The sequence below is a fragment of the uncultured Clostridium sp. genome (assembly GCF_900547735.1).
GTDB lineage: Bacteria > Bacillota > Clostridia > Lachnospirales > Lachnospiraceae > Otoolea.
This window is the reverse complement of the sequence record NZ_URHZ01000024.1, coordinates 1-20,766: the sequence shown is the minus strand read 5'-3', so window position 1 is coordinate 20,766 and position 20,766 is coordinate 1. Positions and strand designations below refer to the sequence as shown.

17 protein-coding genes are annotated in these 20,766 nt (G+C 49.2%); 4 read left to right on the top strand and 13 right to left on the bottom strand.

Features of this window, described 5'->3' with window-relative positions; genetic code table 11:
* Positions 1-15: 15 nt before the first annotated feature.
* The 6 genes from QZT18_RS09685 to QZT18_RS09660 form a co-directional block, all read right to left on the bottom strand.
* A complete protein-coding gene (locus QZT18_RS09685) occupies positions 16-792 on the bottom strand; it encodes an SDR family NAD(P)-dependent oxidoreductase (protein ID WP_294147195.1) in 777 nt (258 codons plus the stop codon).
* Positions 793-809: 17 nt separating this feature from the next.
* Entirely contained in the window at positions 810-2,084 is a 1,275-nt protein-coding gene (gene hisD, locus QZT18_RS09680; protein ID WP_294147194.1) for a histidinol dehydrogenase, read from the bottom strand.
* Positions 2,085-2,565: 481 nt separating this feature from the next.
* Positions 2,566-3,840, bottom strand: coding sequence for a TRAP transporter large permease (locus QZT18_RS09675; RefSeq protein ID WP_294147190.1), 1,275 nt, complete (start codon positions 3,838-3,840; stop codon positions 2,566-2,568).
* Entirely contained in the window at positions 3,837-4,364 is a 528-nt protein-coding gene (locus QZT18_RS09670; RefSeq protein ID WP_294147189.1) for a TRAP transporter small permease, read from the bottom strand. The genes QZT18_RS09675 and QZT18_RS09670 overlap by 4 nt, the downstream gene beginning before the upstream one ends.
* A 26-nt stretch (positions 4,365-4,390) precedes the next feature.
* Positions 4,391-5,467 carry a TRAP transporter substrate-binding protein gene (locus QZT18_RS09665; protein ID WP_294147188.1) on the bottom strand — a complete coding sequence of 359 codons (1,077 nt, stop codon included), beginning with the start codon at positions 5,465-5,467 and terminating at the stop codon, positions 4,391-4,393.
* A gap of 571 nt (positions 5,468-6,038) precedes the next feature.
* A complete protein-coding gene (locus QZT18_RS09660; protein WP_294147186.1) occupies positions 6,039-6,407 on the bottom strand; it encodes a hypothetical protein in 369 nt (122 codons plus the stop codon).
* A gap of 199 nt (positions 6,408-6,606) precedes the next feature.
* Between QZT18_RS09660 and QZT18_RS09655 the strand changes: the two genes are divergently transcribed.
* Entirely contained in the window at positions 6,607-7,344 is a 738-nt protein-coding gene (locus QZT18_RS09655) for a hypothetical protein (protein ID WP_294147184.1), read from the top strand.
* A gap of 42 nt (positions 7,345-7,386) precedes the next feature.
* Positions 7,387-8,055: a PspA/IM30 family protein gene (locus QZT18_RS09650; protein ID WP_294147182.1), complete on the top strand. Its 669-nt coding sequence runs from the start codon at positions 7,387-7,389 to the stop codon at positions 8,053-8,055.
* 411 nt (positions 8,056-8,466) lie between these two features.
* Here QZT18_RS09650 and QZT18_RS09645 read toward each other — a convergent pair whose 3' ends face one another.
* A complete protein-coding gene (locus QZT18_RS09645; RefSeq protein ID WP_227029536.1) occupies positions 8,467-9,321 on the bottom strand; it encodes a MurR/RpiR family transcriptional regulator in 855 nt (284 codons plus the stop codon).
* Positions 9,322-9,774: 453 nt separating this feature from the next.
* Here QZT18_RS09645 and QZT18_RS09640 point away from each other — a divergent pair, with 453 nt between their 5' ends.
* Both QZT18_RS09640 and QZT18_RS09635 read left to right on the top strand, forming a co-directional pair.
* A complete protein-coding gene (locus QZT18_RS09640; RefSeq protein ID WP_294147178.1) occupies positions 9,775-10,536 on the top strand; it encodes a bifunctional 2-polyprenyl-6-hydroxyphenol methylase/3-demethylubiquinol 3-O-methyltransferase UbiG in 762 nt (253 codons plus the stop codon).
* Positions 10,537-10,693: 157 nt separating this feature from the next.
* The gene (locus tag QZT18_RS09635) at positions 10,694-11,164 is read left to right on the top strand and encodes a hypothetical protein (protein WP_294147176.1); all 471 of its coding nucleotides are present in this window, start codon (positions 10,694-10,696) and stop codon (positions 11,162-11,164) included.
* Between the two features lie 124 nt (positions 11,165-11,288).
* Here QZT18_RS09635 and aspS read toward each other — a convergent pair whose 3' ends face one another.
* The 6 genes from aspS to QZT18_RS09605 form a co-directional block, all read right to left on the bottom strand.
* Positions 11,289-13,085, bottom strand: a complete 1,797-nt coding sequence (gene aspS / locus QZT18_RS09630) for an aspartate--tRNA ligase (protein WP_294147174.1) — start codon at positions 13,083-13,085, stop codon at positions 11,289-11,291.
* 143 nt (positions 13,086-13,228) lie between these two features.
* On the bottom strand, positions 13,229-14,488 hold the full coding sequence (hisS, locus tag QZT18_RS09625; protein ID WP_294147172.1) for a histidine--tRNA ligase: 1,260 nt from the start codon (positions 14,486-14,488) through the stop codon (positions 13,229-13,231).
* 178 nt (positions 14,489-14,666) lie between these two features.
* Positions 14,667-16,130, bottom strand: coding sequence for a coproporphyrinogen dehydrogenase HemZ (gene hemZ, locus QZT18_RS09620; RefSeq protein ID WP_294147170.1), 1,464 nt, complete (start codon positions 16,128-16,130; stop codon positions 14,667-14,669).
* Positions 16,127-16,777: an MBL fold metallo-hydrolase gene (locus QZT18_RS09615; protein ID WP_366925840.1), complete on the bottom strand. Its 651-nt coding sequence runs from the start codon at positions 16,775-16,777 to the stop codon at positions 16,127-16,129. Before QZT18_RS09615 ends, hemZ begins: the two co-directional genes overlap by 4 nt.
* 46 nt (positions 16,778-16,823) lie before the next feature.
* Positions 16,824-19,109, bottom strand: coding sequence for a bifunctional (p)ppGpp synthetase/guanosine-3',5'-bis(diphosphate) 3'-pyrophosphohydrolase (locus tag QZT18_RS09610; RefSeq protein ID WP_294147167.1), 2,286 nt, complete (start codon positions 19,107-19,109; stop codon positions 16,824-16,826).
* Between the two features lie 458 nt (positions 19,110-19,567).
* Complete coding sequence (locus QZT18_RS09605) at positions 19,568-20,542, bottom strand: D-2-hydroxyacid dehydrogenase (protein ID WP_294147165.1); 975 nt, start codon at positions 20,540-20,542, stop codon at positions 19,568-19,570.
* Positions 20,543-20,766 lie beyond the last annotated feature (224 nt).

Here is a 20,766-nt window from a genome sequence, read left to right as displayed (position 1 = left end):
CTCCCTTCTCTATTATCAGCTTGCCAGCCAGCCGCCATCCACCTTGATTGTGATGCCTGTAATATAGTCGCTTGCCGAGGAAGCAAGGAACAGCATCGGTCCCGCCAGATCGGCTACGGTTCCCCACTCGTGGAGCGGAATCCGGCTCTCAATCCAGGCGCGGTGTTCCGGGTCGTCATAAAACGGCTTTGTCATCGGTGTGATAAAGTATCCCGGCGCGATACAGTTCACCTGGATATGGTCCGGTCCCAGTTCAATGGAGAGCGTCTTCGACATCTGGATGACTCCTCCTTTGGTGGTACAGTATACGCTGGATTCGGCCAGGCCGATATAGCTTCCCAGGGAACCGATATTGATGATCTTCCCGCCGCCGTTTGCCTTCATCACTTTTGCCACTTCCTGCGCTACAAAAAACACGCCCTTTAAGTTGACGCCCGTAATAAAGTCGTAGTGTTTCTCACTCACTTCCACAAAAGGCTCTATATGCTCCACACCGGCATTATTGACAAGCACATCTATCCTGCCGTATGTTTCAAGGATGGCTTTTACCATGCCTTTGATGCTGTCCTGACTAGTCACATCCACCACAAAGGCCGCCGCCTCCCCGCCCTGGCTTCTGATGTCCTCCGCCGTCTGTTTTACCTGCTCCTCATTGATATCCGCACATGCCACCCTGCATCCCGATTCTGCGAAAATATGGGCATATCCCTCTCCCAGTCCCGTCGCCGCTCCTGTGACAAGAACCACCTTTCCCTCTACGTCAAAAATATTTTTCCCCTGAAGAATATTCATATAAGTCCTCCTTTTATTCAGTTTATCATCTGCTCCACACGTACCAGTACCGATTTTTGATGGGCAAACAGGCCTTCCTCCCCTGCGAGCTGCACACATGTTTTGGACAGGTTGCCGCAGCCTTCCCTGGAGATATGCTGGGTGAAAGATGTTTTTAAAAATGTGCCGACCCAGACTCCGTTCGAATACTTGGCCGTTGCCATCGTCGGAAGTGTATGGTTGGTTCCCGAACAGTAATCACCAAATGCAACGGGCGTATATTCCCCGATAAAGAGGGAACCGAAATTCCGAAGCTTCGCGGCAACCGCATCACTGTTGTGCGTATGTACTTCCAGGTGCTCCGGCGCAATATCGTCGGAGATTGCAATTGCCTCCTCCAGGGAGTCCGCGATAATAATGGTTCCGTTGTCCTCCCACGATTTTTTCGCCGTCTCCCCGGTGGACAGTTCATCGGCAAACTTATAAAGCTCTTCCAGTACTTTTCCGGCAAACTGCTCCGATGTGGTGATGAGCGTTGCCCTTGCATTGGGATCGTGCTCGCTCTGGGCCAGCAGGTCAATGGCCGTATACCTCGGATTCGCCAGTTCGTCTGCAATTACAAGAACCTCACTCGGTCCCGCCAGACTGTCGATTCCGACATTGCCGAGAACCTGTCTCTTGGCCTCGGTCACAAACTTGTTTCCCGGCCCTGCTATCAGATCGACCTTCTGCACGGTCTCCGTTCCGTATGCCATGGCGGCAATTGCCTGCGCTCCTCCGGTGCAGTAAATTTCATCAATTCCGGCAATGTCCATCGCCGCCAGGACAGCCGGGTGGATTGTCCCGTATCCTTTGGCCGCCGGGCTGCAGGCCACTACTTTCCCGACACCGGCTACCTTTGCGGGAATCGCCAGCATCAGCGCGGTACTCGGAAGCGGATAGCGGCCGGCCGGCACGTAGGCGCCTACCGTTTCAACCGGAATCAGGCGGTGTCCCAGCGTCACTCCGGCCACCGGTGACGCCGTTGTCAGCGGTTTCATACACTCCAACTGCTTCTCGGCAAAGAAACGTATTTGTGCGGCGGCATTCCTGATGGCCTCAACCGTATCCTGTGAAATGAGGGAATATGCCTTTTCAATCTCCTCTCTTCCCACTTTCACAGATTCCATCTCAATCCCGTCAAACTTTTTCGTCAGTTCCAGAATTTCCTGATCCCCTCTGCGTTTGACATTTTCGATAATGCCGCCCACCAGTTCCGTCACTTCCCGGCTGCGTTCATAAGTCTTGCGTGCTGCCTCCTTGTACATCCTCATCTTTCCTTATCCTCCTTATAAATTTTATCGTTTCTTCATCATTTTTCTGTCATTGTTTTATCTCTGCAAGCGGTAATAAAAAGACACCGGCCAAAGTGTTTTACCACCTTTAATCAAAGTATATCCGTGTACTTTGGGGACAGGTCAAGCTTATTATTTTCGATTTTTTCCGGGTACATCCTTTGACATTATCTGATATATGTAATCTTAAATCAATATTTTTATTTTTTTTAAGAACAATATATATGTTATTAGATAATTATAGTAATTCCAAACCTGTCCCCGGAGGTCAGGTTTTTTTATCTGATTATTATTTGCTATATCATCTTTTTAACTATCATCTGCTTTAGATTGCTGCCGCGGATCCGTAATCGCAGCAGCGCAAAAAGAAGAGCCCCTGCGGGCTCTCCAATTGTAAACAAACTATATTTTTTCCGTATCGGCAGTTTTCATCCGGTAACCGGAATTCCCTGCTAAACCTTTACCTCTTTAAAAAGATCGTTGTAAAAGCAGGTATATATGTAATTAAAAGCAGCACGACAATCAGCGCCAGTAACGGTTTTATTATCTTCTTCGTAAGCTCCTCGATTGACACCTTGGAGATGGAAGAAGCCACAAACAGGTTGATGCCGTAAGGCGGGCTGCAGAAACCGATTGCAAGGTTCATCGTCAGCATGATTCCGAATGTGACAGGATGCATTCCAATTCCCGTACAGATTGGAAGCAGGATCGGGGTCAGGATAATCGTTGCCGGGATATTATCGACAAACATGCCCACAATCAGCAGGAAGATATTGATAATCAGCAGAATCAGAATCGCGTTGTCGGTCAGCCCCAGGATTCCCTGTGCAATCATATTCGGAATCTGAGCCATGGTCAGGAAAGCGGCAAACACGGTCGAAAAACCGACCATAAATGTGGTTGCGCCGTTGACCACGATTGCATCCTTAAACGACTTGTATGCTCCCCTGAGATCCAGTTCCCTGTATACAAACACACCGATAATAAAGGAGTATACGACGGAGATGACGGCCGCCTCGGTCGGTGTGAAGAAACCCGAATAAATTCCGCCCAATATGATAACCGGTGACAGGATTGCCCAGAACGCATCCTTAAACGCTTTCCATATTTCCGCCGGGCTGGACGCCTTTTCCTTGCCTCTGTACCCGTATTTTTTCGATACAAAGTAGCACACGATCATCAGGGCGACGCCCATCATGATTCCGGGCAGGAAACCTGCCGTAAACAGATCCGTGATGGATGTTCCTGACACGACGCCGTAAATGACAAAGGGAATAGAGGGCGGAATGATAACTCCTATCGTTCCGGCTGCCGCGGTCAGAGCCGCGCTGAACGGTTTATTGTATCCATGCTTCACCATCTCCGGAATCATGAAGGCGCCGACGGCCGAAACCGTGGCCACCGCAGATCCGGAAATTGCGGCAAAAAACATGCACACAATAATCGTAACCATCCCCAGGCCTCCCGTTACATGGCCAATCAGGGAGTCAAAGAAATTCACAAGCCGCTTCGCAATGCCTCCGCTGCTCATCAGGTTCCCGGCCAGCATGAAGAACGGTATCGCCAGAAGCGGAAATGAATCAACTCCGGTGATGGATTTCTGCGCAATAATAATCAGCGGTATGTCCGAAAAGTAATAGATGGCAATGAGGCTGGAAATGCCGATTGCATACCCAATCGGGACAGTTAACAAAAGTAGTACGAAAAAGCTTCCAAACAATACAAGTGCACTCATAAATCAGTTCCCCCCTCTTCCACACTTTTTCCCATCAGTCTCTTAAGGTCCGTGCCGAGCGCTCCCAAAAGTCTCAGGCACACTAAAAACGAGGCAATCGGAAATACCATATAAACGTAAACGAGCGGAAGCTGCAGCCCGGATGAAGCCGCGTTTCTGGCCGCCATTGAGACAAGCAGGTCTTTCCCGTTTATCACCATATAGGCGCAGAACAGAAACCACATCAGATCGGCCGCCAGGGCAATCACTGCTTTGGCCTTCCCGTTTTTTACAAAGGAATAGATCAGGGTGACACGGATGTGCTCATTGTATTTTAAAGCGATGCTGGCCCCCAGCCAAATCTGCCATATAAATATGTACCGGGAAAGTTCCTCCGACCAGGTCAGCGAATTTTTAAATACGGTCCGCATCACGACCTGCAAAAATACGAGAAGTACATTGCCGACCAGGCTCGTAATCAGAAGGTACTCTTCCAGACTGTCATATACACCCACTATTTTAGCTAAAACACTCTTTTCTTTCATGCTTTCACTCCTTTTTAAACTTCCCCCTACTGTCCGTATTTCTCCGCCATGGCAAATACTTCCTCTCCAAACTGCGCCTTGTATTTTTCATACATCGGGGCCAGAGCATCTTTAAAAACAGCTTTTTCTTCCTGTGTCAGCACGTTGACCTGCATTCCGTCTTCCTTTAGTTTGTCTATGTAGAGCTGGGTATCCTGAAGCTCCATCTGGCGCTGCCGGCTGACAAATTCGGCCGCCGCCTCGGTGATAATCTGCTGCTGTTCCGCGGTAAGCCCGTCGTAGAAATTTTTATTCATGATAAATCCAAGGAAATTATTTACGTGTTCCGTCACGCTTAAATATTTCTGAACCTCCTGGAGACGGCTGGCATAGATCAGAGACGGAGGATTCTCCTGACCGTCCACGGTATTCTGCTGAAGTCCGGTAAACAGTTCATTAAAGCTCATCGGCGTCGCGCTGGCTCCCAGCGTATTGAAGAAGTCGATAAAAACCTGATTCTCCATGACGCGCATCTTCAGGCCCTTCAGATCTTCCGGCTTTGTGATTGGACGCACGTTGTTGGTCATGCTGCGCAGACCGTTATAGGAATATCCGAGACAGTGGATTCCTACCGTCTCCAGCTTTTCATTGAAATATGCTCCCATATCCCCGTCCATTGCCGCAAACGCGTTCTCCGCCTTGTCAAACAGCCACGGCATATCCATAACGCCGAATTCAGGAGAGTATGAAACGAGAACGGATGTGGACGGCAGAGCCGCCTGGAGCGTTCCCATGGCGACCGATTCAGTCAGCTCGGAATCTCCGCCCAGGGCGCTGTTCGGATAAATCTCCACCCGGATTGTACCGCCCGACTTTTCCTCCACCGCCTGTTTAAAATATTGTTCCAGGGCCTGATGGGTCGAGCGGTCCTCCGCCTCCACATGCCCGATTTTTATTGTCACCTGAGCCGTCCGGTCTCCCTGTAATTCCGCCGTGCTTTCCCCCGAACCGGCGGCCGGAGCCTGTGCCTTTCCCGCGTTTCCCGCATTCCTTCCGCAGCCTGCAAGGCTCATCGCCATTGCCGCCGTAAGCGCCAGCGCTGTGGCTTTTTTAATTCCCCTCATGATATATCCTCCTTTTAATTTTCACTTTCCCATAAGTGATTCATTCATACCTGTGAATATCCGTATGTATTCAACTTGTATAATCTAATTATACATACTAATAATCTGATGTAAATTAACATCTCGTAAAGATTTTCTTATTTTGTTTTCAACTATGTATTTTTTTGTCTTTTATGCATGTTTATTCTCCTGGAAATAAATTTGTACTTTCCTATTTTTCTTATTCCATCGGTAAATGCTGTCAAACTGGTACGCGAATAAATCGATATTAATGCAGAAATAAAGTTTTCTGCGCTCTTTCTTGACTCCGCCCATTTCACTTATCCGGGCGGGCTGTTTCCAGCATGTCAGAATAATTATATCCGGATGGTTAGTCCGGATGGTTATGCCAGGTCGTTATGCCAGGATCGTTATGTTAGGATGGTTATGCCAGGATCGTTATATCCGGATGGTTTTTTAAGAGTTCCTTCTTTGTCCCGGAGTACGAAAATAGAATATTGAGTAGATGGAGAAGCTCAATATCTGGAAGTAATTGGAATTATTAATAAAAATCAGTTTTTTCACGAAACGATTAAGTCTTTGGTGACAAATAAAGGTTTTGATGGTATGATTTATATAAAAAAAGAGGCGGAGGAGGTAAAAGATTGGCCAGAGGAGGCGCATCAGGAAGGAGTTCCAGCGGAGGACGAAGCAGTTCAAGCCACTCCAGTTCATCCAGAAGTTTTTCAAGCAGATCAAGTTCAGGAAGTTCAGCGGGCAGAGGCGGAAGAAGCTCTTTCGGCAGTTCCAGCAGTTCCGGCAGTTCCAGCCGCCCCAGCTCATCAAAGGGCTTCTCGAGCAGTTCCAGTTCATCCCGGAGTTTTTCGGACAGAACAAACTCCGGCAGTTCAACGGGCAGAGGGGGAGGGAGTTCCTTCTGGGGTTCCGGAAGCTCCGGCACGGGACGTACCTCTAATTCCTTCGGTTCTTCCCGGCCGCCGAAGCCGCCCAGACCGCCGAGGCCGATCGTGATTGTTCCGCCAAGGCCGCGCCGGAACGACGGTCCGGTTTACAGTTCGCCGGGTCCGTCCGGCCCCTACGGACAGAACTATGGAGGAGGGGGAAATTCCGGTTCCGGCTCAAATAACGGCGGCTGTGCCTTGATTTTAGGCGCTGTAATCCTCTTCTTTGTGCTCATCGCGCTGCTCCCGCCCATTGTAAAATCAGACAATGCGGAAATAACGGTCAGCACCACGAACCGGGATCCGCTGCCCGCCGCCGCGTGTACGGAATCCATGGTATGGTATGAGGATCACATCGGATGGATAACCAACAGTTCGAAGATGAAGCAGGGCCTCCGTACGTTCTATCGGGAGACCGGAGTTCAGCCCTATGTGATCATCACCGACCAGATCAATGGAAAGGGAGGAGATCTCACGGACTCCGAGGCGGAGGACTATCTTCAGAAGCGGTATGATGAACTCTTTCAAGATGAAGGCCATCTGCTCTTCCTGTTCCTGGAGTATGAAAGCAGCGTGTATAAGGAATACCTTTATCTCGGCAACCAGGCCTCTTCCGTGATCGATTACGAGGCGCAGGAAATCATCTATGATTTTTCAGATTACTACTATACGTCCGACCTGGACGACAATGAATTTTTTGCCACTGTCTTTGAAAAATCGGCGGAACGGATTATGCGGAAAACGACGACGTCATATGATATGGCCATGAGATTCGTACTCGTATTCGGCACCGTGGTGATCTTCCTGGTGATTGGAACCATCATCCTGAAAAAGAAGAAACTCGATGTGAAAGAGGCCGAGGAAAAGCGGAAGATTCTGGAGACGCCCATCGAGATCCTGGAAGATGAGGCGCTGAAGGATAAATACAAAGATTAACGGAGTGAAAAACGAGAAATCAATCAGAAGGAGATTAATTTTATGGCAACTATTTTTCAGAGAATCAGTTTAATCGTCAAGTCAAACGTCAACGAGCTGTTGGATCGCTTTGAAGATCCGGAGAAGATCATTGATCAGTGTATCAGCGATGCGAAGGAAGAATATTCGGTCATGCTGAAAGACACGGCCTCCGTGAAGGGCAATCTGACCGTTGCCAGGGATAAGCTTAAGAAAATCCAGGACAGCCGCGCCCAGTGGCAGTCCATCGCCGAGAAAGCAGTAAAAGCCGGAAATGATGACGATGCCAGAAAGGCGCTGCAGAAAGCGGCCGAAGACAAGGGGCGCGAAGAGTCCCAGGCGGCCGTCGTGGCCAAGTGTGAGGAGGCGGCTGATAAATCCGTGGCGGCTCTGAATTCATTTGCCGATCAGATCCATGCGATGGAGATGAAGAAAGATGAACTGAAATCCAAGGCCATAGCCGCCAGGAGCCAGCAGAAGGCCAATGCCCTCAAATCCAGAAATATGGCCGGGAGCCTGAGCAAATTTAACGAGATGGCCGAGAAGATCGACGCGAATCTGGCGGCCCAGGAGGCGATGGCGGAGCTGACCGGCTCCGGGGAGAAGGCGGAGGAAGATTTGATTGCAAAATACTCCTCGCCGGATGTCGACGACGCCCTGGCTGAGCTGAAAAGGCAGATGGGAGTGGAATAAAAGGAGCACCGAAATTGCCTGTCATACAACAAGAGTCCGGCGGCCATAGGCCCCGGACTCAGAGTGTCGACAAAGTCGCCACTCTGTAGAATTCATGGCATAACGCCATAAATTCTAGTCACCGAAGGAAGAACTGCCGATTTCCTCGCGCAAGGGCTAAAGCCCCTAGAAATCGGCAGTTCAGCACTACGGCGGAACTGAATTCCACCTACGTGATTTGAAATGAGGGTTACACCCTCAAACTCCTGATATAAGGAAAATATAGTTTGTCTACAGTCTGAGTCCGGCGGCCATAGGCCCCGGACTCTTATCTGTTTATCATTATTCGATTATTCTTTCCATCCTGTCCATTCTTTCCAACCGGCAAAACCGCCTGGAACATGTTTGGAAATTCATTCCACCCTCTGCGCTCTAGCAAAGCTTTTCCAAAACGGCTCCCGAAGTTTTCTGGTTATTATCACGGCAGTTTTCAAAATGACGGCGGTAGTATTCCGTATATACCAAATCTATCAGAAATAACTGACTGATCTCGGCAGAGGTGGAACCTCCCTGAAGCGGGCCCTCGTTTGCCCCGCACAGGAGCGTCACGTCGGAAAATGAGGTCAGCGGGGATTTGACAAAGCGGGTGATGCAGATGGTGCTGGCGCCTGCCTTTCTGGCAATCTCGGCCACCTGGATTGTGTCCTTCGTGGCTCCCGAGTAAGATATCATGACCGCCGCATCCCCCGGTCCCAGAGTGGAGGCCGCCATGGCCTGCATATGGGAATCCTGCAGACAGTACACCTTCGGTTCGATGCGCAGGAATTTATTCATCGCCTTCATGGCCGTCAAACCGCTGGCTCCGACACCGAAGAAATAAATCTTCCTGGCTCCGTCCAAAATATTAATCGCCCTCTCAAAAGTCTCACGATCCAGCAGGGAATAGGTCTCCTGAAGGGCCGATATATTGGTATTCAAAACTTTCTGGGACAGCTCCATGAATGTATCGTCAAGCTCCACATCCCCGGTAAACTGGTTATGCTTCTTCCCCTCGTCTCCCAGATCCAGGGAAAGCATCATCTTAAATTCCTGGTATCCCTTCAATTCCATCGTCTTGCAGAAGCGGAAAACACTGGTATCCCCCACATCGCAAGCTTCCGCCAAATCAGTGATGGACATGAACAAAACTTTCTTTGGATTCTGCAGCACAAAATCTGCCACCTTCTTTTCAGCCTTTGTAAATTGATTTGAAGAAGCTCTTATTCTTGTCAGAAATTCTTTGCTCATATGCGTACCATCCCGTTTTTTTATAATCTGCCGAAATGCAGTTTTCCCCGGAAATTCCCACCGGACCGATCCCTGTGCAATCCCTCTTAATTATGTATCTATTATAACTTTAATCACGGGATCATTCAACTGTACAGCCAACTTTTTCCCACTATTTGGAAATATGCGTTCACTTCTACAGGCAGTATTCCGCAAGGTGTTTTTCTGCCTGTTTTGCATGAAACTCCTACTGCTTCCACTATATCATATCAGAAAATAATTTTCAACATTTAAGAATAGTCAGAAAAACATTTCTTTTATTTACCGTGCAGCCTCCCTGCACGCCGCCGTCATAGCAGCAAAACAAAATATATTTATCACTCCATCATATTTAATAAATCAGTCCGGTAAACCAGTGGAGATCATGGTATAATCGAATAAAAAAATAAACTGGAATTTAAGGCGGTGCATACAATGGAATTTAAACAAAATTATTACGGAAGCTTATGTACGGAAATGTATGAAATCTTACATGAAAAAGCTCCTCAGGATGAATTAGCTTTTTATCTTTCCTATGCAGAACACGGGAAGAAAATATTAGAACCGTTATGTGGCAGCGGACGTTTTTTAGTCCCCTTTGCAGACAGAGGGTTTGATATCAGTGGAATGGACTTATCCGGGGAAATGCTTGCAAAATTAAAGCAGAAAGCTCCCAATGCGAAGGTGATCCAGGCCGATATCACGGAATATTCTTCGAACGAATATTATGATTATATTTTTATTTCTTCCGGATCGGTTTCATTATTTACAGACATGAAACTGTGTAAAAGTATTTTGCAAAAACTGAAGGAACGGCTGGCGCCGGGAGGAAAGTTTGTTTTTGCTGTCGATACGGTTGCCGACCGGTGTCCGGATGATACGGAATATAAAACTGCGGTTTCGGTAAAAACAAAAGAGGGATTTGACTTAGTACTGAAAAGTAAAAACTATTATGATGAAAAGAGCCGGACACAATTTTCTCCCGGGATTTATGAACTTTACAGCGGCAGGGAATTATTGCAGCGCGAGACTATGGATTTTCAAACCCATCTCTACGAATTGGGAGAAATGGAACAGATTTTAAGAGAAACAGGGTTTACAAACGTCATAACCTATTCCTCTTTTCAAAAGGAAATTGCCGCCGATAACCTGTGTGAAATGTTTTTGTACGAATGCAGTTCCGGCAATAAATCATAACGTTTTATGCATATTATGCGTAAAAACACCCGTCGGGAATTTCCAGTGAACAGTAACGGATGTTATCCATGCAGTACCCCGGCTCTATATCATCTCTGTATTTCCGGTTTGATTTGTGATATACTTCTATACAACCCGATTTTGAAGGAGGTGTTATATGGCCGTCATTCTGTTTTTTATCCTTATAGCCGTACTGACCGTCGCAATCTGTTTTTGGGCCGGGAGCAGAACGGCCGGACATGCAGATAACTTTTTGCAAAGACGACCTGCCGTTGTCAAGGCTGTGCTGTTTGTTTACGTGGCATTTGCCGGATGTTTCACATTCCCAATCAGAAGCGACCTGTTTCCGCTCGACAGTGCAAAATTATATCTGCTGATCGCGTCCTACGGCATAATAGGGCTGGGATTCGCCGGGGTTTACGGGCCTAAGAAAGAGAAAGTAATCTATCCCGTCACCCTGATGCTGACCGTCCTTGGAATCCTGTGCCGGTATCTGCTGGAGTATGGGGAAATTTCAAACTATTACAATTTTACCTTATTCAATATTGCATCCTATATTGTGGTAATGCCCACTTATACGGTTCTAGCCTACCATTACATTGTGAAATACCTCATGACCCGGAAATAGCGTGATCCAACTGCGGTAAGCCCGCCGTGCGGATCTTTCACCTACGGGCTACAGCAGATCTACAGTAATGTAAAAGCCCCTGGTTTCTTCATCAGAAAGCAGGGGCTTTTATATTACTGTTCCATTATTCTTCCGTACCGGCAATCGCAACTGCAATACTCAGTTCTTCAAGCTGTTTATCATCAACCGATGCAGGCGCTTCCATCATCAGACAGGACGCATCCTTTACCTTCGGGAAAGCAATGACGTCACGGATGCTGTCCGCTCCCACCATCAGCATAACCATACGGTCAAAGCCATATGCCAGTCCTGCGTGAGGCGGTACACCGTATTTAAATGCGTCTAAAAGGAAGCCGAACTGCTCGTTCGCGCGTTCCGGTGTGAAGCCCAGAACTTCCAGCATCTTGGACTGTACATCCGCCTGATGGATACGGACGGAACCGCCGCCCATCTCCGTGCCGTTCAGCACGATGTCGTAAGCTTTGGCGCGCACCGCACCCGGATCGGTGTCGATCAGAGGAAGATCCTCCTCCATCGGCATCGTAAATGGATGATGCACCGCCACATATCTCTCATCCTCCTCGGAATACTCAAACAGCGGGAATTCCGTTACCCAGAGGAATTTAAAATCATCTTTCTTTAAAAGGTCGAGCTGTCGCGCCAGTTCCAGACGGAGATTTCCGAGCACATCGAATACCACCTTGTCCTTGTCGGCGGCAAACAGAAGCAGATCGCCCGCTTTTCCGTCCATGGCTTTTACAAGGGCGTCTAATTCCTCCCCGGTCATGAACTTTGCAAAAGAGGACTTGTAGCTTCCGTCTTCCTGGATAGCCAGGTAAGCCAGGCCTTTGGCTCCAAAACCTTTGGCATATTCTACAAGGGCGTCAATCTTCTTACGCGGCATTGCTCCCTGTCCTTCGGCGTTGATGCCGCGGACGGAACCGCCGTTTTCCAGCGCTCCCTTAAATACGACGAACTGGCAGTCCTTTACCACTTCCGAAACGTTTTTAAGTTCCATTCCGAAACGGAGATCCGGTTTATCGGAGCCATAGCGCTCCATCGCTTCGTGCCATGTCATTCTCTGGATTGGAAGTTCCAGATCATAGTTGCAGATCTCTTTAAATAAGGTCTTTAACAGTCTTTCGTTGACATCCAGCACATCCTCCACATCTACGAAGGAAAGCTCCATATCGATCTGTGTGAATTCAGGCTGTCTGTCCGCGCGGAGGTCCTCATCACGGTAGCATCTTGCAATCTGGAAATAGCGGTCATAACCGGAACACATTAAGAGCTGCTTTAAAAGCTGCGGGGACTGCGGAAGCGCATAAAACTCCCCCGGATGAACACGGCTGGGCACCAGATAGTCGCGTGCTCCCTCCGGTGTGCTCTTGATGAGCGTCGGTGTCTCAATCTCCAGAAAACCTTCCTCGGCCAGGAATTTTCTGGTCAGGATGGCAACCCGGCTTCGAATCATCAGGTTTTTCTGAAGGTCAGGTCTTCTGAGATCCAGGTAGCGGTATTTCAGACGAAGCTCTTCCTTGGTTCTTGAATTCTCCTCGATCGGGAAAGGAGGCGTCTCCGATTCGGCGAGCACGCGCAGGGAATTGGCCCTGATCTCGATTTCACCCGTCTTCAGGTTCTCATTGACCGCGCCGGAACGTGCTTCCACTTTACCGGTTACGGCAACAACAAATTCACTTCTGAGCTTCTCCGCCTTGGCAAAGCTCTCCGCTCCACAGTCCGATTCCTCAAAAATGATCTGTAAGAGGCCGGAACGGTCCCTTAAATCCACGAAAATAATTCCGCCTTTATTTCTGCTCTTCTGAACCCAGCCCATCACCGTCACCGTCTCACCGATATTCGCGGTGGATAATTCCGTACAGCGGTGGGAACGTTTCAGCCCTGCCATTGATTCTGCCATGATGTTTGTTTCCTCCTGATTTTTGTAACTGTATCTTAATTTAGTATTTGATATATGGCAGCCCCTGTATGGAACTGCCGTGATAACCTTTTACATGTTTCCGGTATGAACGCTTTTTTACGCTTCCCGAAACCGGATGGATGTTAGATGGAATCTTTGTAGAACTCTACAAACTCCTCAAATCCTTCCTTCATAAGCTGCTCTTTCTGGAATTTCTTGTTTTTATTCATCTGGGCAACGGCCACACGCACGCCCTTCGCCCTCTCCTCCTGAGCCGCCTGAAGCACCTTCTTAAACTGCTCTTTGCTGAGATTCTTCTCAAACAGGAATACCTTCTTGCCTACCAGTGACGGAATCTTGAATCCACTCTCCATCAGGATGGTGATAATACGCTCGAAACCGATTGAAATTCCGCAGGCCGGTGTATCCACGCCCGTAAACTTGCCGATCAGCTTGTCGTAACGGCCGCCGCCTGCTACGGAGCCGCCGAATCCTTCCATGGAAACTTCGAAAATGGTTCCCGTATAATATCCCATTCCCCTTACCAGGGTCGGATCGAATTCAAGGCCGCATTCAACGTCGTTGATCTCGCTTACGGTTTCCATAATATAAGCCAGGTTCTCCGCCTTCTCAGGATCCATAACGGAAGCCAGCTTTTCGCCCAGCGCTCTCACGCCGTCTGCGTCATTCTTGATATTGGCAAGGAGGTCCGTATATTTATCCACGGATTCTTTGGCGTATCCCGCCTCCAGAAGCTCCTCCGCAACGCCGTTTAAACCAATCTTGTCCATCTTGTCCAGAATGATAAATACCCGGTCTGTCTCATCCTCCGGGAAACCGCTGTAATCAGCCATGCCTTTTAAAATGGCACGGTCATTGACACGCACGGTAAATGCCTTTTCCGGGCAGATTCTGGTAAGCGTCTTAGTGATAGCCAGGATTGTCTCGATCTCCACCAGGTTTGTTCCGTCTCCGAGAACGTCGATATCGCACTGTACGAACTGTCTGAAACGGCCCTTCTGAGGTTTATCGGCGCGCCATACGCTGCCTACCTGAAGCGCTTTAAAAGGAGTCGTCAGGTTGGCCGCATTGTTGGAATAATAGCGGCACAGCGGTACGGTCAGGTCATAGCGGAGTCCCTCTTCCACCAGATCCGCATCGGTTTCTGCGGTCTCCAGGTTCAGTTTCTCGCCGCGCTTTAAAATCTTGAAGATCAGTTTTTCATTATCGCCGCCCTGTTTGCTTGTCAGGTTCTCAATATGTTCAACGCAAGGAGTTTCAATTGAGGAAAAGCCGTATCCTCTGTAAGTGTCTTTAATAATATTTAACACATAATCTCTGAGTTCCATCTCTGCCGGAAGAACATCCTTCATTCCGGTTACCGGTTTTTTCTTTAATGCCATAGTCTTCACTCCTTATTCTTTGTTGTTCGCCAATTGTCACCGCCCGCTCCGTGAGCGGCAGCCGCCAATCTTACCGTCTGTCCCTGCTTTCTCAAGCGGCCGTTTTCCGTCTAAAAACCATAGTAGCAGACATTGGTAATTTTGCAAGCACTTTTTCATCCCATATATTTCATCTCATTTATTCCATGACTGCAATCAGTTTTTCTTTTCTCCCGAACATTTCGCCGACACGCTCAATATACTGCTCCACATCCTTGACATTCTCAGCCCTTTCGAGCCTGTTCTCGGACGGGTAAAGCACCTTGGTCGTAGTGCCCGCGCCGCAGGCCATGATCGTCTGCTTCTCTTCCATGATAAGGATATTGTAAATACATTCTTTACCCGGGGCGGCATAACCTACATTCTCAAAATTCCCGGCCATATTTTTCTGGCGGTACAGATAGTAGGGATACAGCCCCATTCCGTGGGCGTAATCGGCAGTCATATCTATCATTTCCTGTGTATTCACAATCTTCAAATCGCCGTATCGCTCTTTGAACATATTTAACCTGGCCGCTCTCTTAATTGCCAGGGAGTGTACGGTGACGCTGTCCGGAGCCAGCAATTTTATTTCTTCCATTGTATTTTTCACATCATCGATGGTCTCTTCCGGAAGGCCGACGATGAGGTCCATGTTAATATTATCAAATCCCAGCCCTCGGGCCAGGTGGAACTTCTCCCTCACATCCTCCACCGTATGGCGGCGGCCGATGAGATCGAGCGTCTTCTGGTTCATGGTCTGAGGATTGATGGAAATTCTCGTAATTCCATGGTTTCTCAGCACCTGCAGCTTTTCCTTTGTAATGCTGTCGGGCCTGCCCGCTTCCACGGTGAATTCCTGCACATGGGCCGTATCAAAGGTGGTTTCCAGTCTTCTAAGGAGCGTTTCCAGATCTTCGGGGCTTAAGGAAGTCGGCGTCCCCCCGCCAAAATAGATGGTATCCAGAGGGCGTCCCTTCATTCTGTCCGCAACATAATCCATCTCCTGAAACAGAGCGTCCAGATACAGCCCTGTCTTTCCCTCCCACTTTCCAATCGGGAAAGAGGTAAAAGAGCAGTAAAGGCAGGTGGTCGGGCAGAACGGAATCCCGATGTAGAGGCTGTATCCCCTTTTATAATCTACGGGCGCAAGAAGTTCGATCTCCCTCTTTGCCACAGCAAGAGCCAGTTCAATCTTCTCGTCGCTTGTATAATATGTTTCCTTCATGTAGCCGCGGACCCACTCTTCGTCATGTCCTTCCAAAATCTTTGTCATCGCGATCTTGGTCGGGCGGATTCCGGTCAGCGTTCCCCAGGGAAGTTCCTTTCCCGTGCGGGTGCGCAGTAAACCGTAAAGTGTCCGCTTAATCAGGTTCTTCGTCTCAAACCGGCTGGTAAAATCCGGCCTGACGGAGGCAAAATGGATGGTTCTCTCCTCCATCGGTCCCTCGTTGTCCTCGATGGAGAGGTCAAAGGTGACGCCGTTCCTTCCCCCTTTTACGAGGAATTTTGCCGCGTCCGATTCCTCTCTTTTATGGGTAAATGCTTCACCCGGGTAAAAGGCCATCAGAAGCTCCCTGATATCCTGCTCGAAGGAATTATCATCCAGCAGAATTGCTATCATAATGTTCTCCCTCTGTATCCGGCCAGCGGATTGTATTTCTTTTCATCTTTGATTGTCGTATAGCCCATATGGCCCGGATAGACATCGGTGCCGTCCGGAAGCGCAAACAGGATATTGGCTACCGAATTCACCATATCCCTGGAATTGCCGGTCGGGAAATCAATTCTTCCGTATGATCCTTCAAACAGGGTATCCCCGGCAAACAGCACATGCTCCGATTCCACATAGTAACAGCAGGAACCGCAGGTATGGCCCGGTGTGTGTATCACCCTGAACCGGTATCCGATCAGATCAAATTCTTCTCCATCCTTTAAAAGCCGGTCCGCCTTTAACTGAATGCCTCCGCCCATGAACTGACAGGAAAGGTTTTTATCGGGATCCGCCAGGATCTCCGCCTCTTGTTCGAATGCGTAAACGGGCGCTTTATATTTCAGACGCAGCTCTTCCATTGCCATCACGTGGTCAAAGTGGCCGTGTGTCAGTAAAATCCCCTTTACCGCCGCTCCGAGTTTTCCACAGACCTCGGCGATTTTCGCTGCGTTATCCCCAGGATCTACGATAACCGCTTCTTTATTCTCAGGGTTCATTGCAATATAACAGTTGGTTTCCACCATTCCTACTACCAGTCTTGTAATCTCCAATTCCATGCCCGCCTTTCACCGTCTTCTTAGATAGAAAGAGAAAACTGCCAGTTTACCCCGCAGTTCTCTCTATATCCAGCACTCCTTCAATTTGTCTCAGCTTATCCGTCAGCTTATTTAACTCTTCGATTCCATGGATGTCAAATGCCATCATGATGGTCGCCTTCCCCTGTTTGCTGGTTCTGACGTTCATCGAGGTGATGTCAATCTGCCGCTCCGTAAATACCTTTGAGATATCGACAAACATCCCGATACGGTTATTGGCAAATATCTTGATTTCCGTTGAATACTTCTCTTTGCCGGTAGATCCTTCCGGCTGCTGCCATTCGGCGTCGATCAGACGTTCCCTCTCCTCCTCAGGAAGATTGATCACGTTGATGCAGTCCGTCCTGTGGATGGAAATTCCTCTTCCGCGGGTAACAAAACCGACAATCTCATCTCCCGGCACAGGGCTGCAGCACTTGGAGAAACGCACGGCCAGGTCGTGAATTCCCTTTACCACGATACCGCTCTGGGATTTACCGGCCGCCAGCACAGGCACTTTGCTGCCCTCGCTGCTGATGCCGTCCAGAATCGCCTCATCCGTCTCTTCCTTCTTAAGCTTCTTATTCCTCTCCTCCAGCATCTTGTTGATGATCTGGCCCTCTTTCAGGCCGCCGTGGCCGATGGAGGCGAGAACGGAATCCCAGTCTTTGAAGGCATAGCGTTTCATGACCTTCTCCGTGTATTCCGGCTTGTTGATATCTGAAAAGTTAACACCCTTGGCACGGCAGTACTTGTCGATCAGGTCGCGTCCGCGCATGATGTTGTCTTCTTTTAACTCGGTCTTAAACCACTGGTTGATCTTGTTCTTCGCCTGTGTGCTCTTAACAAGCTTCAGCCAGTCCCGGCTAGGTCCCTTGGAATTCTGGGACGTGATAATCTCGACGCGGTCTCCGTTCTGGATCACGTAGTCGATGTTGACCAGCCTTCCGTTGACCCTGGCCCCTACCATCTTGTTGCCGACGGCACTGTGGATGGAATAGGCAAAGTCGATCGGCGTGGAACCGCTCGGCAGGTTCTTGACATCACCGGTCGGTGTAAAACAGTATACATTATCGGTGAAAAGATCCAGGTCACTCTTTAAGAGACTCAGGAATTCCTTGTTATCCGACATGTCGCGCTGCCATTCCAGAATCTGGCGCAGCCATGCGAGTTTGGCCTCCGCGCTGTCCGACGCGGTCTGGCCGCTGCCGCTCTCCTTGTACTTCCAATGGGCCGCAATACCGTATTCCGCGGTGCGGTGCATCTCAAATGTCCTGATCTGTATCTCAAAGGGCTGGCCGTTGCTGCTGATAAGCGTCGTATGTAAGGACTGATACATGTTCGGCTTCGGCATCGCAATATAGTCCTTGAAACGTCCCGGAATCGGCTTATACAGCTCATGGATGACGCCCAGGGCCGCGTAACAGTCTTTCACCGTCTCCACGACAATCCTCACTGCAAATAAATCATATATCTGTTCCAGGGTTTTATCCTGGTTTACCATCTTCTTATAAATACTGAAAAAATGTTTGACGCGGCCGTCCACCTTCGCCTCGATGCCCGCATCGTCGATATGGCTCTTCACCTCACTCACGATGCCCTGTACGAATGCCTCTCTGGCATCCTTACGAAGGGCCACCTTCTCCGCCAGCTCGTAATAAACTTCCGGCTCCAGGTATTTTAAGGACAAATCGTCCAGCTCCGTCTTGATTTTCGATATACCGAGGCGGTCGGCGATAGGCGCATAGATATCCATCGTCTCCCTGGCCTTCTCCTTCTGCTTCTCCGGCTTCATATACTGAAGCGTCCGCATATTGTGAAGGCGGTCGGCAAGTTTGATTAAGATAACGCGGATATCCTTCGCCATGGCGAGAAACATCTTACGAAGGTTCTCGGCCTGGATCTCCACCTTATCCATGGACCATGAAATCTGAGTCAGCTTTGTGACGCCGTCTACCAGAAGGGCAACCTCTTCTCCAAAGATCGTGGTCAGTTCCTCCTCCGTCATTACCGTATCTTCCACGACATCGTGCAGAATACCTGCCACGATCGTCTCCTTGTCAAGCTCCAGATCGGCCAGTATGATGGCAACACAAAGTGGGTGAATAATGTACGGTTCACCCGATTTACGTTTCTGTTCCTTATGGGCGTTATAAGCAATATCGTAGGCTTTCTCCACCATCGAGATGTCATCCGACGGATGATACTTGCGAATGCCGGATATCAGTTCCTGATAGAGTTTTTCGGGACTTGTAAAGTCGGCCGGCGCTTCTATCTCCTGATCCAGTTTTTTAATTATTTCCAAACTTCCCATATACAATGCCTCCTGGCCTCCGGGCGGCTTTCCCCTTCGGTTTATCTATTCCTAACAGAATTGTAACTGTCCGGTATCCCAAAAACGCATAATTCGACTTCATGGGATACATTTTTCCGTGCAGCTACAACAGAATAATCACTATTATAAATATTTTTGTCAAAAAATGCAAGACTTTCAAGGTTTTGTCGATTTCTCATCCGTGTATTTATTACTATACGTTACTGTTCGCACCGCATTGCGCTGTAAACAGTAACTACGATACACTCCGGCCGCGGCCGTTTGCCCCGTCTTTTTTACACTGTATGACAGTTAGATTATTCCCTCACCTGTCTATTCTATTCAGATACACGTCTTCTGTTTCCTCTGACTGTTTCCTCCGTCTGTTCCCTGGGGTCTCCCCGGATGCAGGACTTCCTCCCGAATGCGAGACGCCCGCAGCCGGGGACCCCTGCTTTTTATCCGGATACGGACCCGGATATCTTATACCCCGTTCTCCTGTCGACAACGCTTAAATATTCCCCGCCGTTTATGTAGGCATTCAGGTTCTTCAGGCTGATATCCACGATGCGGTCCACGGTGTACTTGAGATGGAAACCGCCCGATACATGGGGCGTGAGGAGAAGATTGGGACAGTCCCACAGTTCCTCGTCCCCGGGCAGGGGTTCCTTCTCGCACACATCAATGGAGGCCCCTGACAGTTTTCCCGTCTTTAACGCATCCACAAGCGCCTCCGTATCCACAACATTGCCGCGGCCCACGTTTAAAAATACGGCTCCCTCTTTCATCGCCGCAAACTGACGGCCGGAAAACATGTGAAATGTCTCCTTTGTCCCGGGCAGACAGACGGCAACCACATCGGCGAGAGCAAGCTGCCGTTCCAGGTTATCTATCGTATCCATCTCATCCACACAGTCCGGTTTTTCCCTGACGGTGCGCCGAAGTCCGGCCACATACGCCCCGAACGCCTTCATTCTGATGGCAAATTCCGTTCCGATGTCCCCCATGCCGACGATCAGGATACGGGAGCCGCAGACAGGGCGCACCGTTCCCGCGTCCTTCCAGATATGTAATTTCTGGTTTTCCAGATAGACCGGAAACTTTTTAAGCATCATCAGGAGCTGGCCGGTCATATGTTCCGCAATACCCACGCCATATGCCCCGGTGGCGTTGGTGAGGACGGCCGTCTCCGACAGCACTCCCTCCGCCAGGTAGCCGTCCGTTCCGGCGCTGTTTAACTGAACCCACTCTACCGCCTGATTTTCCGCCAGCATGGAGGGTGGGATATTTCCAATAACCGCAGTCAGGCTCTCCACCGTCTCTGCCGTGACTTCCTCTTTCCTGCAAAAGATAAATTCAGCTTCAGGAGCCGTATCTGCATACTGTTTTTTCTGCTCCGGCGTCACCGGGAGCGTTACTAGGATTTTCTTCATCTTTGTCCACCTTCGGGCCTCTCAAATATTATTTTAAAGGGGGGATTTAATTGAGGAATGAGAACGCCGCCGGGACGGTCGGGGGGCGGGATGGTGAGGGGAGGTTATGAGTCTTCAGTCCCGGTTTGAGGTTGTCGCAGGTGGGGAATCCGGGCAGAAAAAGTTCCTACGGGAAACGCTTGCGCTCTTCGAAGTGCATAACGGTACTAACCTCGAAAAAACCT